The sequence below is a fragment of the Candidatus Endomicrobiellum trichonymphae genome (assembly GCF_002355835.1).
GTDB lineage: Bacteria > Elusimicrobiota > Endomicrobiia > Endomicrobiales > Endomicrobiaceae > Endomicrobiellum > Endomicrobiellum trichonymphae.
Window position 1 is genome coordinate 621,718 of the sequence record NZ_AP017459.1, and the last position, 17,025, is coordinate 638,742.

Consider the following 17,025-nt stretch of genomic DNA (forward strand, 5'->3'; position numbering starts at 1 on the left):
GCTGTACTGATATAGACGACAATTACGTTCTGAGAGTACTTAAAAGGGTTAAATTATGAACGAAATAAAAAGAATTGTAGAAGGTTCAAAACTTACTGAAGAAAACAGAATAGAAAATTCTTTAAGACCTCAGATTCTTGACGATTTTATAGGTCAGGATAAACTCAAAAATAATCTTAAAATTTTTATAGAAGCTGCAAAAAAAAGACATGAAGCTTTAGATCACTGCTTGTTTTATGCGCCACACGGACTAGGCAAAACAACTCTTTCTCATATAATCGCAAAAGAAATGGGCTGTAATTTGAGAATAACGTCGGGACCGGTTTTAGAAAGGGTCGGAGATTTGGCGGCAATACTGACAAATCTTTCTGACGGCGATGTTTTTTTTATAGATGAAATCCACAGAATGAATCACTTTGTCGAAGAATCTTTATATCCGGTTATGGAGGACTTTGAACTTGATATTATAATAGGACAAGGTCCTTCAGCGAGAACAATCAAACTACCAGTTCCACGCTTTACGTTGATAGGCGCAACAACAAGGGCAGGACTTTTATCAAGCCCTTTGAGAGATAGATTTGGGATTATAGAGCATCTTGATTTCTACGCTATAAAAGAACTTGAGCATATAGTTAACCGCTCTGCGGCAATAATGAACATTGGTGTTGACGAAGATGCGGGCAAAGAAATCGCAAGACGCTCAAGAGGAACGCCAAGAATAGTAAACAGGCTTTTAAAAAGAGTAAGAGATTTTGCCGAAGTAAGAGGCGGCAAAATTACGCATGCAATAGCAAAAGAAGCGCTGAATGCTTTGGAAGTCGACAGTGCGGGACTGGATAAAATAGACAGACTTATTCTTACCGTTTTAATTGAGAAATTCGGCGGCGGTCCCGTAGGTATTGATACTATTGCAACAGCCGTAGCGGAAGAGTCGGATACTATAACTGACGTCTATGAGCCGTATCTTATACAATCAGGTTTTGTAGCAAGAACGCCAAGAGGCAGAGTTGTTACCTCAGACGGATACAAACATATAGGCATTGATCCTCCAAAAAACTCCCAAAGAGAGCTTTTGTGAAGTGAAAAAGAAAGTTTTACTTCATATCTGTTGCGATCCATATTCGGCATCCGCAGTAAAAATGTTCTGTGACGGATATAATATTTTTTCTATTGGTATAATCCCAATATTTACAGCGAGCAGGAATATAAAAACAGAAAAGAGGCGGCGGTAAAGTACGCAGAAGAACTAAACGTTCCATTTTATGAAGAAATGTGTTTTTTTATAACTATGGCAAATGGAAAATAAAAGTTCTGAAAAATGCAACATTTGCTATACATTAAAACTAGAAAAAACCGCAATGTTTGCACGGCAAAATAAATTTGATTTTTTTCCACTTTGCTTCTTTCAAGCCCCTTACCAAAAACATGACTTAATAAAACAAACTGTCGGCAATTTTGCCTATAAATAAAATATATGATAAATTTCTTATATGATGATTTCAGAATATGGTTTATGAAAGTAAAAATTCTTTAAGGCAAAAAGGGTATTATATAAAATATTGCGGTTGCAATAAATCACTAAACAAAAGGTTAAAGTAAAAAAAGTCTGGGGTCGTCCTGGCACTGCGCAATAATGAAAGAATCAGGGAAGACAGAGTGCTTCAAAGCCCTGTTTTTTCACTATGGCATATTAACGAAATCAAATGAACATTAAAGGTTTATTACTATTTATTGTCTTTTTTTTATGCTGTAACATATATGCATCATACGACGCGCAAGAAACCATAAATGTCGGCATAATACTTAATACCTCTTCTTTTACAACAGGCAGTTTAGAGGATTTTTTTATCTCTGACGCATCAAATAAAAAATTAAGACTTACTAAAGGCACTGTTGAAGTTTTATGTTCTGAAGAAGGCATCAGCATAAAAAAACATCTTTTGTCACCGCCTGTAAAAATAGAATCTTCAAACGGCCGCATTTTTGCTAATTCCAAACTCTATAGAGGATATCTAATGATAATAAAATCAGAGAATAAAATGAATATTATTAATGTTTTGCCCATAGAAGATTATATAAAAAGCGTTTTGCCTAAAGAAGCAGTAGCTAACTGGAACATAGAAGCCTTAAAATCTCAAGCTGTAATAAGCAGAACATACGCGATTACAAATTTAAACAAACATTCGTCTCAAGGATTTGATATATGTTCTACAACTCATTGTCAGGTTTACGATGGTGCCAGCGTTGAAGTCGACTCCTGCAATAAAGCAGTTTTAGAAACTCAATGCAAAGTTTTAAGCTATGACGGAAAATTTGCACAGACTGTTTTCCATGCAAACTGCGGCGGACATACCGAAGATCCAAAATATATATGGAATTGGAAAGATATGCCTCCGTACTTAAAAGGGGTAAAATGCGGTTATTGCGATACGGCTCCGCATACAAAATGGGAAAAAACGTTGGATGAAAGTTTTATAAGAAAACAACTTTCAAATAATAACATCGGAAAAATTAAAAGTATCAAAATCAAAGGAAAAACTCCCACAGGTGCCGCAAAGGAATTAAAAATAACACACTCAAAAGGAGAAGTTACATTAAACGCCTATCAATTTCGTCTCGCGGTTGACACATGGTATATAAAAAGCCACACTTTCGACTTTATAAAAACAGACGGCAATAAATTTTATTTTAAAGGCAGAGGGTGGGGACATAAAGTAGGCTTATGCCAATGGGGTGCTAAAGGTATGGCGGAAAAAGGCAAAACCTACAAAGAGATTTTAGCTCATTTTTATCCCGGAACAACAATTAAAAAGGTTGTTTATAAATGACATACAAGGAAGATCTTTTATTTAATTATGATTATGAAATTCCGGAAGAGTTAATTGCACATGCACAAAAACCGGTTGAAAATAGACAGGATTCAAAACTTTTTGTCGTCAACAGGAAAACGCAAAAATTTTGTCACAGAAAATTTTCTGACGTTGTCGAATATTTCAGCACCGGCGACTGTCTTATAATCAATATTACAAAAGTTGTTCCGTCAAGGCTTTTCGGCAGAAAAAAAGCGGAGGGAAAGTAGAAATACTATTTCTTGATCCATGTCAAAAAGATGAACACTATAAAGTTTTGATAAAACCAAAGCATATTTTGAAAATGGTTATGAATGCGAGATAATGTCAAAAACAGAACCAGGTGAAACTATAGTTAAATTTAACAAGCCTGGAATTTTACAGGAACATGGTATTATGCCGCTGCCACCCAAAAGAAAAGGCAGACTTGCGCGGAAACTATCAGACTTTGATAGACCAACAAAAGGTATCAAACAGTTTACGCCAAAACTTTAGGCGCTATTGCAGCTCCTACAGCAGGTCTCCACTTTACCGAAAATATTTTAAAATTTTTTAAAGAAAAAGGCATAAATATTGCGACGCTAACTCTTCATGCGAGATGGGAAACTTTTAAATATATAACTGCTCTTAATATTCCCAAATTAACACCTCTTATTATAATGGCAAGCGCTTTTTCTTCAAGAGAAATTATGCTCAAGGCTTACAAGGAAGCCGTAAAAAAATATAGATTCTTTTCCTATGGTGATTCAATGCTCATCTTATAGCACAATCATCACGACAAATACACTCACATCACATAATATAAATCCAAGCAGTACAGGATTTGTAAAATAATGCAATTTAATGTACAATTTTAATATAATATTGTAAAAGAAAATTTGCGGCACGGTATGGGTCAATGCCGAATGTCGCAAATTTTTTATAATATATGCATAAACATAAAAATGAAAACAAAAATGATTATAAAAACATTATCAAAACTAAATGATATTTTAAAGTATTGGCAACTTAGTCTGTGATTATTTTTGTAATACTAAAAAAATAATTATGAGAGAAATAAAAATGGAAAAAGACACTATAATATTTTTTGATACAACATTAAGAGACGGAGAACAATCGCCGGGCGCAAGTATGAATTTAAAAGAAAAACTGCTTGTTGCAAACCAGCTTGCGGCTTTGGGCGTCGATGTTATTGAAGCAGGATTTCCAATTTCCAGTCAGGGAGACTTCGAAGCTGTAAAAACAATATCGCAGCAGATTAAAACATCTTCAATCGCAGGGCTGTGCAGAGCTTCCGAAAAAGATATTACTACATGCTGGAATGCCGTAAAATATGCAAAAAAGCCCAGAATACACATATTTTTAGCAACTTCCGATTTACATATTGAAAAGAAGCTCCAAAAAACCAGGGCACAAATATTAGATATGGCTGTAAAAACCATTAAATATGGAAAAAGTTTATGTAAAGACGTAGAATTTTCAGCTGAGGACGCAGGAAGATCTGATATGGATTTTTTGTGTAAAGTTGTAGAAGCTGTTATAGATGCAGGCGCGACTACAGTAAATATTCCTGACACGGTAGGCTATACAACTCCTATTGAATTCGGCAATAAAATAGCTGAAATTAAGAGAAGAGTTCCCAATGTAAATAAAGCAATTATAAGCGTTCATTGTCATAATGATTTAGGTCTTGCGGTTGCAAATTCTTTATCTGCAATCGAAAATGGTGCAAGGCAGATTGAATGCACAATTAACGGTATAGGGGAAAGAGCAGGAAATACATCCCTTGAAGAAATTGCAATGACATTGAAAGTAAGACATCATTACTACAACGTGAAACATACACTTAAGACAAACGAATTATACAATACAAGCAAGCTTGTTTCAAGGTTAACCGGAATTTTAGTGCAGGTAAACAAAGCTGTTGTCGGAGCAAACGCTTTTGCTCACGAATCTGGAATTCATCAAGACGGAGTTCTTAAAGCAAGGGAAACTTATGAAATTATGAGTCCTGCCGATGTAGGTGTTCCCGAAAGTTTGTTGGTCTTAGGCAAACACTCAGGCAGACATGCATTTTTTAAAAGAATTAAAGATTTAGGCTATAAATTAGATGAGAAAACCTTAGAACATCTATTTGAAAAATTTAAAATTCTAGCTGACAAAAAGAAAACAGTTTTTGATGATGACATAATTGCTCTAATTGAGGAAGATACCTCTTCGGGAAAAGAGACTTTTATTTTGAATTACTTAAGCGCTACCTCAGGCACCGGAACAATACCTACAGCAACTGTAAAAATATCAAAAAGCGAAGGCAACAAAAAAACAAAATCCATAACTTTACAGGCAGCAGCCTGCGGTTCAGGACCTGTTGATGCGACATATAAAGCAATAGATAAAATAATAAATATGGATATTAAACTTACGGATTTCTCATTAAGATCCGTTTCTTCAGGAGAAGATGCCCTCGGAGAGGTTGTTTTAAAAGCAGAATATAAAGGAACGATTTATTCAGGCAAAGGAACTTCAACGGATATAATTGAGGCAAGCGCAAAAGCTTATATACAGGCAATTAATAAAGCAAAATTATTTTATGACAATAAAAAGGGGAAATAATAAATGGGCAATACTATTACAGAAAAAATATTGGCCTCACACTGCGGAAAAAAAGTTGTTGAGCCCGGTGAGTTTATAGAGCCAAAAATTGATATAGCTCTTTCAAACGATGTTACGGCGCCTTTGGCAGTAAAAGAATTTAGAAAAACAGGAATAAAAAAGGTTTTTGATAAAAACAAAATAGCTTTAGTTATGGATCATTTTACGCCCAATAAAGATATTTTAAGTGCAGAACACGTCAAATTTGTAAGAGAATTCGCAAAAGAGCATAAAATAAAACATTACTACGAAGGCGGAAATGTAGGTGTAGAACATGCCTTGCTTCCTGAAAAAGGCATTGTAGTTCCGGGAGATGTTATTATAGGTGCAGATTCACATACGTGTACTTACGGAGCATTAGGAGCATTTTCAACGGGAGGAGGTTCAACAGACATTGCAGCCGCTATGGCAACCGGAAAAATATGGTTTAAAGTTCCCAATTCAATTAAGTTTATTTTAAACAGAAAATTAAATAAATGGGTAAGCGGCAAAGATATTATACTTTATATAATCGGACTCATCGGCGTCGACGGAGCACTTTATAACTCAATGGAGTTCGACGGTCCTTTATGTAAAAAACTCACAATGGCTGACAGATTTACGATAACTAATATGGCTATTGAAGCAGGCGGGAAAAACGGTATTTTTACGCCTGACGGAACCACCGAAAATTATGTGGCAAAAAGAGCACAAAGAAAATACAAATTTTATATAAGCGATAAAGATGCGAAATATTTAAAAATATATGAAATAGACTGCAGTAAAATTTTACCCCAAGTATCAATGCCTTTTTTACCATCAAATACTAAAGCCGTAAAAGATATTAAAAAAACTTATATAGATCAGGTCGTAATAGGTTCTTGTACTAACGGCAGAATTGAGGATTTAAGAGTTGCAGCATCGATTATAAAGAAAGGCAAAAAAGTAAATTCTAATGTTAGAACGCTTATAATCCCTGCTACGCCGGAAGTTTACTCTCAAGCTTTAGATGAAGGACTACTCAGGATATTTATGGACGCCGGAGCCATAATTTCTGCACCGACGTGCGGACCTTGTCTTGGCGGACATATGGGAATACTCGCATCAGGGGAAAAGTGCGCTTCAACTACAAATAGAAATTTTAGAGGAAGAATGGGACATGTTGAATCTCAGTTATTTTTGGTAAACCCAGCGGTAGCGGCAGCATCAGCAATAAAAGGCTATATAGCATCACCGGATGAGATTTAATGCGAAACCCAGCAAAAAAAATGAATTACTACTGAAATGATAATTAAATCGAAAGCCCTAAAATCAAAAAGGAGCACAAGGAGCACTATGATGATGTCTGACATAATTCTAAAAGGTAAAGTTCATAAATACGGTTCAAACGTAAACACAGACGAAATAATACCAGCAAGATATTTAAATACAACAGATCCTGCAATACTTTCAAAATACTGTATGGAAGATATAGATAAAAATTTCGTAAAGAATGTAAAAGCAGGAGATATAATAGTTGCAGAAAATAATTTTGGATGCGGATCTTCAAGAGAACATGCGCCGATAGCAATTAAAGCTTCAGGCATTTCAGCCGTAATAGCAAACTCTTTTGCAAGAATATTTTTTAGAAATTCAATAAATATAGGACTTCCGATTTTGGAATCCCAGAAAGCTGTAAAAGCAATAGAAAATGGCGACGCTGTTGAAATAAATTTAACCAAAGGCATTATAAAAAATATAACTAAAAATGAGTCCTATCAGTCTCAGCCTTTTCCCGAATTTATGCAGAAAGTCATAAAATCCGGTGGACTTTTGGGATATATAAAAAGCTGATATAAAAATCTTAAAATAATAATTAAGTAAGGAGACTATGTGAGATGTCTAAAACTTATAAAATAGCGATTATTCCCGGCGACGGGACAGGCCCAGAAGTAATAAAAGAAGGTATAAAAATAATTGAAACTGCGGCAAAAAAAAATGATTTTAAACTTGATTTTACAGACTATGATCTCGGCGGACAGAGATATTTAAAAACAGGCGAAATTCTTCCAGAAAGCGTTATAGAAGAGTTTAAAAAATTCGATGCAATGTATTTAGGGGCAATAGGACATCCCGACGTAAAACCGGGAATTCTCGAAAAAGGCATTCTTTTAAAACTTCGTTTTGAACTCGATCAGTATATAAATCTGCGTCCGGTCAAACTTTATCCCAATGTCGAAACTCCTTTAAAGGATAAGAAACCCGAAGATATAGACATGGTAATTGTTCGCGAAAATACTGAAGGTTTATACACAGGAGCAGGCGGATTTCTTAAGAAAGACACGCCACAGGAAGTAGCAATCCAAGAATCTATAAATACAAGATTTGGCATTGAGAGATGTATACGTTATGCATTTAAACTTACCCAAAATAGAGCAAAAAATAATAAACTGACCTTGTGCGGCAAAACAAATGTTCTAACTTATGCCTCAGATTTATGGCAGCGGACTTTCAATGCTGTTGCAAAAGAATATCCGCAGCTAAAAAGCGATTATGTAAATGTCGATGCAACATGTATGTGGTTTGTAAAAAATCCCGAATGGTTTGATGTCGTTGTCACCGATAATCTTTTCGGCGACATTATTACGGATTTAGCCGCTATGATTCAGGGCGGTATGGGTGTTGCGGCAGGAGGAAATATCAATCCCGAAGGTGTGTCAATGTTTGAACCTATGGGCGGATCCGCTCCTAAATATACGGGATTAAACATAATAAACCCCATAGCAAGCATCAATGCAGGTGCAATGATGCTTGAAAAAATCGGCGAATCTAAAGCTGCAAAAGATATAGATAATGCGGTTATCAAAGCTTTGGAATTAGGTAAAATTAAAAGCATGTCGGCCGGGAAAATGGGACTTTCAACAACAGAAGTCGGTGATTTAATCGCTTCATTCATATAACCTGTAAACTAATTTTGTGTAAAAATACACTCTTCAAGTACTAATTTAGTTGCTTATCTTAAAATCGCAGAGGAAAGAAATGAAGAAACTCAAAGTAGCAGTAGCCGGTGCAACCGGTGCAGTAGGACTTGAAATTATTAAAATGCTTGAAAACAGAAATTTCCCTGTAGAAAGCATAAAATTTTTAGCTACGGAACGTTCCGTAGGCAAAAAATTGATATATAAAGGTAAAGAAGTCACAGTTGAATTACTTAAAAAAAACAGCGGAAAAGGCATTAATATTGCACTTTTCAGTGCTGGCGCAACGGTTTCTAAAGAATTTGCACCTTGCTTTGCGAGTGATGGATGTTTTGTTATAGATAATTCAAGTGCATGGAGAATGAATAAAGAAATTCCTTTAGTTGTTCCAGAAGTAAACCCGCATGATTTAAAAAAAGAGAAAAAACTCATCGCAAATCCTAATTGTTCAACAATTCAAATGGTCGTAGCGTTAAAACCTTTGCATAATTTTGCAAAAATAAAAAGGGTTATCGTTTCAACATACCAAGCAGTTTCAGGTGCAGGGCAAAAAGGCATTAACGAACTTAAAGAGCAAACAAAAGCATGGGCTAAAGGTGAAATAATCCCTGAAGCAAACAAATTCCAGTACCAGATAGCTTTTAACCTTATACCTCAGATAGATGTTTTCACAGAAAACGGATATACAAAAGAAGAAATGAAAATGACAAACGAAACAAAAAAAATTATAGGAGATAATTCAATAGAAGTCAGCGCAACATGCGTAAGAGTTCCTGTATTCCGTTCACATTCAGAAAGCGTATGGATTGAAACTGAAAAACCTCTTTCTCCTGGCCAAGCAAAAGAATTGCTCTCAAAAACAGATGGAATCCAGCTTTTAGATGATCCTGAAAATAAAAAATATCCAATGCCTCTATTTGCAGAAAATATGCAAATAACCTATGTCGGAAGAATTCGTTCAGACATATCAACTATTTCAACAAAAAATAACGCCTTAACGTTTTGGATAGTATCTGATAATCTCTTAAAAGGTGCTGCGTTAAATGCAGTCCAAATTGCAGAAACACTTCTAAAAAAAGAACTGCTATAAAAAAAAGAACATATCAAAATTCTCTCTTAACTGAATTCCTAATCAAAAATTAAAATTACTAATTAAATTAAATCAAGTGTAGTAGCCGGCTTTTTATTCTGCCACATTTGATTTTTTAGATTATTTTATTTCTTTATGAGAGTGCTATTTAATAACAGTTAAAGATAAATATAATTATAATCAAAATTATTTATATTTATAAATATAAATTTGATTTAATATAACAATTTACTTTATTGTTTATAACTTACAAAACCCTTTACTGTACTTAACATAATATATGTTATCGGACAATATAAAACATTAAAAACTATTAAGATTTAAAAAAATAAGGATTTTTAATGGACTTTTAAATAAAAAAGCAGTCTGAAATTTTAAAGTTTAAAAAATCCAGACTGCTTTAAAAGTTGAGATTTTGTCTAATTAAATTGTCATTGTTTCAGTTGAAATACCCATGTCTTTAAGCAAGTCAAGATAAGGATCAGGCACAAGTTCTTCAACATTTACCATTTTCTTGACATCCCAGTCCCCTTTGGCAATTAAAATAGCTGCCGCAATAACCGGAGTACCTGCAGTATAACTGATAGCTTGAGATTCTACTTCTTCATAACAAAATCTATGATCACATACACTATATATTAAAAACTCTTTCCTGCGTCCATCTTTTGTTCCTACTATCAAATCTCCTATACAAGTTTTACCTCTATAGTAAGGAGCAAGAGTTTTAGGATCAGGGAGACAGGCTTTTACCACTTTCAAAGGTACTACTTCAACTCCTTCAGCCGTTCTTACAGGTTTTTCCGACAAAAGTCCTATATTTTTAAGTACATTGAAACAATTTATATAGTGATCACTGAACCCCATCCAAAACCTTATTGAATTTGCATCAATATTTTTTGAAAGAGAGTGAATTTCATCATGACCGGTTAAATATATAGTCTGCTTGCCCACTACAGGAAAATCGTATACTTTCTTTTCAGAATGAATTGGCTTACACACCCATTGTCTGTCTATCCATGTCCAAACTTTTACGAATTCTCTGAAATTTATCTCAGGATCAAAATTTGTAGAAAAATATCTACCATGATTTCCGGCATTGACATCCATAATATCTATCGTATCTATGTCGTCAAAAAAATGCCTCTTCGCATACGCTACATAAGCATTTACAACGCCAGGATCAAATCCAGCGCCCAAAATTGCAGTTATACATTTATCCTGACAGCGGTCTTTACGTTTCCACTCATAGTTTGCATACCATGGTGGATCTTCGCACACTTTATTCGGTTCTTCGTGTATTGCCGTATCTATATATGCTGAACCGGTTTCTATACAAGCTTCCAGTATCGACATATTGCAAAATACCGACACTAAATTTACGGTAATGGAAATTTTAAGATCTTTCATCAACTTTACCATCTCGGGAATATTTAAAGCATCTATTTGTCTGATTTGTATTTTTTTTGAAGTATTCTTATAATTCTTTTTGCGTTCTATGCTTTCCAATATTTGCTCGCAGTTTTCAAGCGAACGCGAAGCTAAATAAATATCTCCAAATAAATCATTGTTTTGCGCAAGTTTATGGGCAGCAACATGAGATACGCCGCCCGCTCCCAACAAAAGTATGTTTCTTTTTCCCATCTCCGGTAAATCCCTCCTCACGACAAATCTTTTAAAAAGTCATTATATAAAAACTTCTTTATAATTTCCATTTTCCCATCGAGTTTCTTAACGACAATGGAAGGCATTTTAAGTCCGTTAAACCAATTTTTCTTAACCATCGTATATCCAGCAGCATTGGCAAAATGCACTGTAGAACCGACTTTAAGTTTGTCCGCAAGCTTATACTCGCCGAATATATCTCCGGCAAGACAAGATCTGCCGGCAATAATATATTCGTTTTTACCATCTTTAGCATTAATTTCTGCAGGAGTTCTATATATAAGCAAATCAAGCATATGCGCTTCAATAGAAGCATCAACTATAGCGATATCTTTTACATTTTTTACAATGTCTAAAATTGTAGTAATAAGCTCGCAACTTTTTGTAATTGCGGTTTCACCTGGTTCCAAATAAACCAAAACGTTATGCTTCTTGCTAAAGCTTTTTAATTTTTTACAGAATTTATCCAAAGGATACCCGTCTTTTGTAAAATACAATCCGCCGCCAAGGCTAACCCATTCGACTTTATTTAAAACTTTCTCATATTTTGCAGCTATTTCATCGAGCATTACGCTAAAACTTTTAAAATCATCATTTTCGCAGTTATAGTGGAACATCAATCCGCTTATCTTATCTAAAACCGACATAATTTCTTCTTCCAAAGTGACACCGAGCCTTGAATATTTTCTTGAAGGATCAGCCAAATCAAAACGCGAATAACTTATTCCCGGATTTATTCTTAAACCAACCTTAATATGTTTTATATCATTATAAAACATATTAAGCTGCGATACGGAGTTAAATATAATTTTGTCAGCAATATTTTTCAGCGCTTTAACATCGTCCGAAGAGTAAGCGACGCTGAAAGCATGCGTTTCTTTTCCGAACTTCTCATGGCCAAGTTTTGCTTCATAAAAGGAACTACTAGTTGTGCCATCCATGTATTTACTCATTAAATCAAACACAGCCCATGTAGAGAAACATTTCAACGCCAGAACTGATTTAGCTCCGCTATTATCTCTTACATATTTAATCTTCTTCAGATTTCTAAGTAATTTTCTTTCGTCAATCAAGTAATACGGAGTTTCTATTTTTTTATTCATTCTATTCCCAAAAATAAGAGACTGCGCGTTTTATCCCTTTTTCTCTAAAATATGTAAAAATTCATAATTATGTTCTGATTTATAATTTCTGTTTTCCGTCTTATCTGATTTAAACCTTTGATATTTTTGTTTCACTAATCACTTTAATTTCTTTTATATTCATCAACCCTTCGTTATTATAACTTAAAAAAATATATCTGAACTGCCTTGTATTATAAGGAGGATCTAAATACAATATATCTCCAGAAATTTCTTTAATTAATTTATTGCTATCTTTATTATAAACTTTATGCCTATTGTTGTTTACTTCAAAAAAAGCAGGTTCCAAGACAATATCCTTTAATGATTGCTTTATACTCTTGAGAAATGCTCCATATATAGATGCAAAATATGAGAAAGTTTTAAATAAAGTCGAATGGGTTAGCCTTGGCGGCGGATTGTATTTTACAAAAGACGGGTATCCTTTGGATAAATTCTGTAAAAAATTAAAAAGCTTTAGCAAGAAGCATAACGTTTTGGTTTATTTGGAACCAGGTGAAACCGCAATTACAAAAAGTTGCGAGCTTATTACTACAATTTTAGACATTGTAAAAAATGTAAAAGATATCGCTATAGTTGATGCTTCTATTGAAGCGCATATGCTTGATTTGCTTATAACCTTTTTAACTTCTTTCTTAAATAGTCTTCAGGACAACACCTGTACCCGCAAATAAATCGCAGAATATCATATTTGACAGATTATGTCCGACAATAGAATACACCGTTTCTTTTATAAAAGATAATAATTTGTATTTTGATCCGATATAGTTCATTTATCAGCTATTCTTCCTTTTCATTAGATAATATCATTGAAAACTGATTTCTTGACTTTGCCAACTTAGATTGAGTTGAAAACACAACTTGAGACATAAATTCTATAACATTCAAAATCTGACTATCAATATTTTATTTCCACTTTTCACTTCCTTTGTACCAATAATATATTCCTAGAAAATCCCCACGAATATTATTACTTACACATTTTTCACAATATCTTGACTTGAGTAAATTATTCGGTCTGGTCAGTAAAATAAATTTACTTTTTATCATTTCTTCACTCATATTGTCATTATTAATATTTTCATCTTTTGACCATCTTATTTGTGGAAATTTATGGTCTACTTCAAGTTCTCCTTATAACATCGCTTCTTCAAAACCATATATTTCTTTTACTTTTTTTGATAGTTTAAGCGATATACCCGATCTTAATTTTGTTTCTTGCAAGATTTCCAAAGATTTTAGTTTTCTATGAATAGTTTTATTATTACATTTTTTACAAAAAACTTTTTTATAGAATTTCCCCTCTTCATCAGTGTCCAACTGTATTCCTTTTTGTCTCCATATCTGCCAAGTTTTTGCTTGACTTGAGTTAAGTCCACATTTTGCACAATTTTAAAAAGAAAATAGTCGCTTTTGAGCGGCTCTACACTTCCACATAAAGTTCACTCCAAACTTTCCTCTATTTCCTTCAATATTTTTTATTACAATTCCCTTTAACTTTACTTTAAAATTTTTTTATCATATCCATGCAATAAAAACTTAAAGGAACAACTTCACTTTTTTATATATATCGCCAATAACTAATGCAAAATATTTATTTGTCTCCAAATATTACAACAAATTTTCGCATACTGTTTTTCATAATAGGCATCTTGCATATTACCTTTTATGTAATCAATCATATTCTTATTTATGTTAAAACCTATATATCTGCGATTTAATTTTTCACATTCATACAATGTCGTACCACTTCCTGCAAATGCCTCTAAAACAATATCATTTTCATTCGTGTACCTTCTTAATTAACTGACTTGGTATCTGTAGAATAAAATCACCATGATAAATATTCTTGTGTTTTTCGATTTTCTTTCTCTCTTTAATATTTTCTTCATTTGAAAATATATTCGTATGACCTTTATTCATAAACTCTCAAATTGTAAATGATTTAATCTATATTCAAGACATTAAAAAATTCTCTCAAGCACTTCCAAAACTGACATTCCGGGCTTTATTCCGACTTTCTGCGCATGCGTAGTAGAACTTACAATATTTTTTTTCAACATACCGTCAACAGTTTTTACACCGGTGACGACAGCCGCAATATTTCTCATTCTTTCAGCAGTTTCAAGGTTCAAATATCCGCACATTATAAAACCGTTATTTCCTTTTATAAAAACCAAATTGCTGCCGCTGAATAATTCACACTCAAAACCATAATACTTTTTTCTTTTTACAATGAACTCTTTTAATTGCATTTTCCCCTCTTTTTACAGCTTAGTTCATTATGACTTTAATAAATCTCTCACCACCGAACACCGCAATTAGCAACAGAACTATATAGAATTTTTTAACAATCTCCATTCAAATCAAATTATTTTAAATAAAATTTGACCGTTTGATCAAAATTTGCTAATCTTAAAAAGTTTTAAAATTAAAAACAACAGAGAAACAAACAAATGAATTACAAATTTTGGTTCTGGGTTGTAAATATCGTTTCAACAGTCTTAAGATTCCTTGTAACAAGCAAAATTGATATTACAATAGACGAAGTTTATCGACATTTAAATCTTTTTTATTTTGACCATTCGCCGATTACAGCATATTTGACTAAAGCATCAATACTCATTTTCGGAAACAATGAACTTGCAGTAAGATTTCCTACAGCTTTAATTTTCTTTTTTATATGCTGGATTTTCTTTATATGCACAAAAAAACTTTACAATGAAAGAACAGCTTTTACAGGAGTGTTATTGCTGAATATTCTGCCCGCTTTTTCGCTTTGGGGATTCGCCATTACTCTGCTGAATTCTCTTTTTGCCTTCTTTTGGATATCGACATTACTTGTCTTTATCATATTAATTGAAACCGACAATAAAAACTACTGGTACTTACTCGGCATTATAACAGGTTTTACAATGCTTTCAGGATATAATAACGCACTAATATCTTTTTCAGTCTTTACACCCCTCATTCTTTTGCCGTCGCACAGGTATTGGTTTAAAAGAAAAGAGCCGTATTTAGCACTTATTATATCCGCATTAATATTTTTGCCAGTAACAATATGGAATATTGGAAACAACAGTTTAAGCCACAGCACCGGTATCTTACCGCCAAAATTCTCTCTCACTCTTTTAGAAACATCACTCGCTGTGCAGGCATGCTACTATATATCCCCGTTTCTGTTTTTAATTTTTATTGCCGCTGCGCTTTTATGCGTAAAAGAAGTTTATCAAAAAAAAGACCGTGCCGCTATCATTATTGCATGTTTTTCATTCCCCGCTTTTTTCACGATAAAAGGAATTGCCGTTTTTAACGAAATATTGCCGCACTGGACTACTGCAACAGGCTATTTGGTTTTGTCAATTTACGCAGTTCATTTAACATTAAAATTCTGGCATATAAAATGGTTCAGAGTATACTCTTATGCGGCATGGGGATTTGCACTGTTTACACTTATCACAGTTTCGATGCATACATATCCGACAGAAAAATTTTTGCCCACTAATCAAAGACATGTTATTTCTGAACCTGAAAAAATCTATATAAAAAATGAATTTCACAATTGGGGAAATACAGTAAGAATAATGAACCTAAAAGAAAAACCTTTTATATTTATGTATAAAAGTTATCCTGCAAGCAAATTTGTATCTAGCGATAATAACGATGCTTACGGCATACAGCAGAAATACTTAAATTCTCATACTGCAGATGTCTTAAAACCAGAGAAAGATTTGCGGCAAAAACTTATAGAATTTGATCACAGTGTTTTTAAATTCATAAACTCCAATTTAAAATCCAAATTTTTAGACTTTTACATATCACTGATATCTTATTGCGATTCCACGTATTTTAATTTGAGTTTTTTTGTGATACTAATAATATCCATAGGAATACTCTGGAACAATAAGAAAGAGCGTTTTTGGACTGCCCTGATCTTCTTAGCAAGCGTAGTGGCAATAGGAGCTGTCATAACGTTTTTCTTAAAATATTATTTTGAAAGACCGCGTCCTTTAAAAGTATTAGGGGACAAAAATGTAAACACATTCTTTGAAAAACTATACTTCAATGCCTTTCCGTCAGGACATGCGCAAATTGCGTTTTCTATATGTACTTTTATGTTTATAGTAGTAAAAAAATATTGGTATTGGTACCTGATTCTAGCTTTAGGAGTAAGTTTCGAGAGAATATATGCAGGATCTCATTTCCCTTTTGACGTTTTGGCAGGAGCAATAATAGGAATAATTTTCTCTTATGCAACGGTCGCTTTGTTCAGGCAATATTTTAAAATATAACATCATTTCGCCACTTTTACGTTAAAATCAGGATTTAAAACATTTTAAATGGCAAAACAGAAATACTGTCTTTTCACGCTACTATTAAAGACTACACATTTATCACTCCTATCCGCCGTACCGGTCAAAACGCCTGCTCCGGGCATTGGATAACCTGCTGTAAGCTCATCTGGCATTGCCTACTACCTATTTGCTAACTGTAACAAAACTATTTAGTTCTCATGTGTTTTGCGCATCATCGGTAAATATTTTATCTTTATAAAAAAGATTTACAGATCAAGTTTGTACGTTAAAATCTTTTTTGTTTTCTTATTTTCTGATTTGAGATATGTATAATTTAACTTACAATTTAGGGATATATACTGCTTCAAACTCAAAACCATATTGTCTTGATTTATCTAT

20 protein-coding genes and 2 pseudogenes are annotated in these 17,025 nt (G+C 33.5%); 14 read left to right on the forward strand and 8 right to left on the reverse strand.

Annotated features, from left to right (window positions below):
- Positions 1 to 55 precede the first annotated feature (55 nt).
- The 12 genes and pseudogenes from ruvB to RSTT_RS03150 all read left to right on the forward strand — a co-directional run bounded on the left by ruvB (position 56) and on the right by RSTT_RS03150 (position 9,527).
- Positions 56 to 1,078 (forward strand): Holliday junction branch migration DNA helicase RuvB, encoded by a 1,023-nt coding sequence (ruvB, locus tag RSTT_RS03100; protein ID WP_096525637.1) that lies wholly within the window; start codon positions 56 to 58, stop codon positions 1,076 to 1,078.
- A 99-nt stretch (positions 1,079 to 1,177) separates the two neighbouring features.
- Positions 1,178 to 1,306: pseudogene (locus tag RSTT_RS07065) on the forward strand (hypothetical protein); the annotation flags it as partial.
- On the forward strand, positions 1,296 to 1,469 hold the full coding sequence (locus tag RSTT_RS07070) for an epoxyqueuosine reductase QueH (RefSeq protein WP_096525638.1): 174 nt from the start codon (positions 1,296 to 1,298) through the stop codon (positions 1,467 to 1,469). The pseudogene RSTT_RS07065 and the gene RSTT_RS07070, both read left to right, overlap by 11 nt.
- A 234-nt stretch (positions 1,470 to 1,703) precedes the next feature.
- Positions 1,704 to 2,828 (forward strand): SpoIID/LytB domain-containing protein, encoded by a 1,125-nt coding sequence (locus tag RSTT_RS03115; protein ID WP_096525639.1) that lies wholly within the window; start codon positions 1,704 to 1,706, stop codon positions 2,826 to 2,828.
- Positions 2,825 to 3,079 (forward strand): S-adenosylmethionine:tRNA ribosyltransferase-isomerase, encoded by a 255-nt coding sequence (locus RSTT_RS07170; RefSeq protein WP_096525640.1) that lies wholly within the window; start codon positions 2,825 to 2,827, stop codon positions 3,077 to 3,079. Before RSTT_RS03115 ends, RSTT_RS07170 begins: the two co-directional genes overlap by 4 nt.
- Before the next feature lie 94 nt (positions 3,080 to 3,173).
- Positions 3,174 to 3,344, forward strand: coding sequence for a hypothetical protein (locus tag RSTT_RS07175; RefSeq protein ID WP_172412841.1), 171 nt, complete (start codon positions 3,174 to 3,176; stop codon positions 3,342 to 3,344).
- Positions 3,345 to 3,349: 5 nt separating this feature from the next.
- Positions 3,350 to 3,613: an S-adenosylmethionine:tRNA ribosyltransferase-isomerase gene (locus RSTT_RS07180; RefSeq protein ID WP_096525641.1), complete on the forward strand. Its 264-nt coding sequence runs from the start codon at positions 3,350 to 3,352 to the stop codon at positions 3,611 to 3,613.
- Positions 3,614 to 3,911: 298 nt separating this feature from the next.
- The gene (locus RSTT_RS03130; RefSeq protein WP_096525642.1) at positions 3,912 to 5,462 is read left to right on the forward strand and encodes a 2-isopropylmalate synthase; all 1,551 of its coding nucleotides are present in this window, start codon (positions 3,912 to 3,914) and stop codon (positions 5,460 to 5,462) included.
- A gap of 3 nt (positions 5,463 to 5,465) precedes the next feature.
- Complete coding sequence (gene leuC, locus RSTT_RS03135) at positions 5,466 to 6,728, forward strand: 3-isopropylmalate dehydratase large subunit (protein ID WP_096525643.1); 1,263 nt, start codon at positions 5,466 to 5,468, stop codon at positions 6,726 to 6,728.
- 102 nt (positions 6,729 to 6,830) lie between these two features.
- On the forward strand, positions 6,831 to 7,313 hold the full coding sequence (leuD, locus tag RSTT_RS03140; protein WP_096526014.1) for a 3-isopropylmalate dehydratase small subunit: 483 nt from the start codon (positions 6,831 to 6,833) through the stop codon (positions 7,311 to 7,313).
- 44 nt (positions 7,314 to 7,357) lie between these two features.
- Positions 7,358 to 8,419, forward strand: a complete 1,062-nt coding sequence (locus RSTT_RS03145; protein ID WP_096525644.1) for a 3-isopropylmalate dehydrogenase — start codon at positions 7,358 to 7,360, stop codon at positions 8,417 to 8,419.
- A gap of 79 nt (positions 8,420 to 8,498) precedes the next feature.
- A complete protein-coding gene (locus tag RSTT_RS03150; RefSeq protein ID WP_096525645.1) occupies positions 8,499 to 9,527 on the forward strand; it encodes an aspartate-semialdehyde dehydrogenase in 1,029 nt (342 codons plus the stop codon).
- Positions 9,528 to 9,950: 423 nt separating this feature from the next.
- On the opposite strand, the gene RSTT_RS03155 is transcribed toward RSTT_RS03150, so the two are convergent.
- The 3 genes from RSTT_RS03155 to RSTT_RS03165 all read right to left on the reverse strand — a co-directional run bounded on the left by RSTT_RS03155 (position 9,951) and on the right by RSTT_RS03165 (position 12,794).
- The gene (locus RSTT_RS03155) at positions 9,951 to 11,168 is read right to left on the reverse strand and encodes a saccharopine dehydrogenase family protein (RefSeq protein ID WP_096525646.1); all 1,218 of its coding nucleotides are present in this window, start codon (positions 11,166 to 11,168) and stop codon (positions 9,951 to 9,953) included.
- 17 nt (positions 11,169 to 11,185) lie between these two features.
- Positions 11,186 to 12,292 carry a carboxynorspermidine decarboxylase gene (gene nspC / locus RSTT_RS03160; protein WP_096525647.1) on the reverse strand — a complete coding sequence of 369 codons (1,107 nt, stop codon included), beginning with the start codon at positions 12,290 to 12,292 and terminating at the stop codon, positions 11,186 to 11,188.
- A gap of 109 nt (positions 12,293 to 12,401) precedes the next feature.
- A complete protein-coding gene (locus tag RSTT_RS03165; RefSeq protein ID WP_102135981.1) occupies positions 12,402 to 12,794 on the reverse strand; it encodes a DNA adenine methylase in 393 nt (130 codons plus the stop codon).
- Between RSTT_RS03165 and RSTT_RS06655 the strand changes: the two are divergent.
- Positions 12,700 to 12,948 (forward strand): annotated as a pseudogene (locus RSTT_RS06655) (carboxynorspermidine decarboxylase); the annotation flags it as partial. The gene RSTT_RS03165 and the pseudogene RSTT_RS06655 overlap by 95 nt on opposite strands.
- A gap of 18 nt (positions 12,949 to 12,966) precedes the next feature.
- Here RSTT_RS06655 and RSTT_RS06950 read toward each other — a convergent pair.
- From RSTT_RS06950 to RSTT_RS03180, 4 genes are all read right to left on the reverse strand, one after another.
- A complete protein-coding gene (locus RSTT_RS06950) occupies positions 12,967 to 13,104 on the reverse strand; it encodes a DNA adenine methylase (RefSeq protein ID WP_102135982.1) in 138 nt (45 codons plus the stop codon).
- 361 nt (positions 13,105 to 13,465) lie between these two features.
- Positions 13,466 to 13,651, reverse strand: coding sequence for a hypothetical protein (locus RSTT_RS06150; RefSeq protein ID WP_162465419.1), 186 nt, complete (start codon positions 13,649 to 13,651; stop codon positions 13,466 to 13,468).
- 260 nt (positions 13,652 to 13,911) lie between these two features.
- Positions 13,912 to 14,070 carry a hypothetical protein gene (locus RSTT_RS06955; RefSeq protein ID WP_349677900.1) on the reverse strand — a complete coding sequence of 53 codons (159 nt, stop codon included), beginning with the start codon at positions 14,068 to 14,070 and terminating at the stop codon, positions 13,912 to 13,914.
- Positions 14,071 to 14,295: 225 nt separating this feature from the next.
- Complete coding sequence (locus tag RSTT_RS03180; protein ID WP_096525648.1) at positions 14,296 to 14,586, reverse strand: YunC family protein; 291 nt, start codon at positions 14,584 to 14,586, stop codon at positions 14,296 to 14,298.
- A 201-nt stretch (positions 14,587 to 14,787) separates the two neighbouring features.
- Here RSTT_RS03180 and RSTT_RS03185 point away from each other — a divergent pair, with 201 nt between their 5' ends.
- Positions 14,788 to 16,623, forward strand: a complete 1,836-nt coding sequence (locus RSTT_RS03185; RefSeq protein WP_096525649.1) for a glycosyltransferase family 39 protein — start codon at positions 14,788 to 14,790, stop codon at positions 16,621 to 16,623.
- Positions 16,624 to 16,667: 44 nt separating this feature from the next.
- Here RSTT_RS03185 and RSTT_RS06785 read toward each other — a convergent pair whose 3' ends face one another.
- Positions 16,668 to 16,799: a hypothetical protein gene (locus RSTT_RS06785; protein ID WP_269457751.1), complete on the reverse strand. Its 132-nt coding sequence runs from the start codon at positions 16,797 to 16,799 to the stop codon at positions 16,668 to 16,670.
- Positions 16,800 to 17,025 lie beyond the last annotated feature (226 nt).

Excerpts from the sequence above, each read along its gene's own strand:
- RSTT_RS07170 (WP_096525640.1), top strand. The coding sequence starts at position 2,825 with ATGACATACAAGGAAGATCTTTTATTTAATTATGATTATGAAATTCCG.
- ruvB (WP_096525637.1), top strand. The coding sequence starts at position 56 with ATGAACGAAATAAAAAGAATTGTAGAAGGTTCAAAACTTACTGAAGAA.
- RSTT_RS07175 (WP_172412841.1), top strand. The coding sequence starts at position 3,174 with ATGTCAAAAACAGAACCAGGTGAAACTATAGTTAAATTTAACAAGCCT.
- RSTT_RS03185 (WP_096525649.1), top strand. The coding sequence starts at position 14,788 with ATGAATTACAAATTTTGGTTCTGGGTTGTAAATATCGTTTCAACAGTC.
- RSTT_RS06950 (WP_102135982.1), bottom strand. The coding sequence starts at position 13,104 with ATGAACTATATCGGATCAAAATACAAATTATTATCTTTTATAAAAGAA.
- RSTT_RS07070 (WP_096525638.1), top strand. The coding sequence starts at position 1,296 with ATGGAAAATAAAAGTTCTGAAAAATGCAACATTTGCTATACATTAAAA.
- RSTT_RS03155 (WP_096525646.1), bottom strand. The coding sequence starts at position 11,168 with ATGGGAAAAAGAAACATACTTTTGTTGGGAGCGGGCGGCGTATCTCAT.
- leuC (WP_096525643.1), top strand. The coding sequence starts at position 5,466 with ATGGGCAATACTATTACAGAAAAAATATTGGCCTCACACTGCGGAAAA.
- RSTT_RS03150 (WP_096525645.1), top strand. The coding sequence starts at position 8,499 with ATGAAGAAACTCAAAGTAGCAGTAGCCGGTGCAACCGGTGCAGTAGGA.
- RSTT_RS03115 (WP_096525639.1), top strand. The coding sequence starts at position 1,704 with ATGAACATTAAAGGTTTATTACTATTTATTGTCTTTTTTTTATGCTGT.
- nspC (WP_096525647.1), bottom strand. The coding sequence starts at position 12,292 with ATGAATAAAAAAATAGAAACTCCGTATTACTTGATTGACGAAAGAAAA.
- RSTT_RS03130 (WP_096525642.1), top strand. The coding sequence starts at position 3,912 with ATGGAAAAAGACACTATAATATTTTTTGATACAACATTAAGAGACGGA.
- RSTT_RS06785 (WP_269457751.1), bottom strand. The coding sequence starts at position 16,799 with ATGCCAGATGAGCTTACAGCAGGTTATCCAATGCCCGGAGCAGGCGTT.
- RSTT_RS03180 (WP_096525648.1), bottom strand. The coding sequence starts at position 14,586 with ATGCAATTAAAAGAGTTCATTGTAAAAAGAAAAAAGTATTATGGTTTT.
- RSTT_RS03145 (WP_096525644.1), top strand. The coding sequence starts at position 7,358 with ATGTCTAAAACTTATAAAATAGCGATTATTCCCGGCGACGGGACAGGC.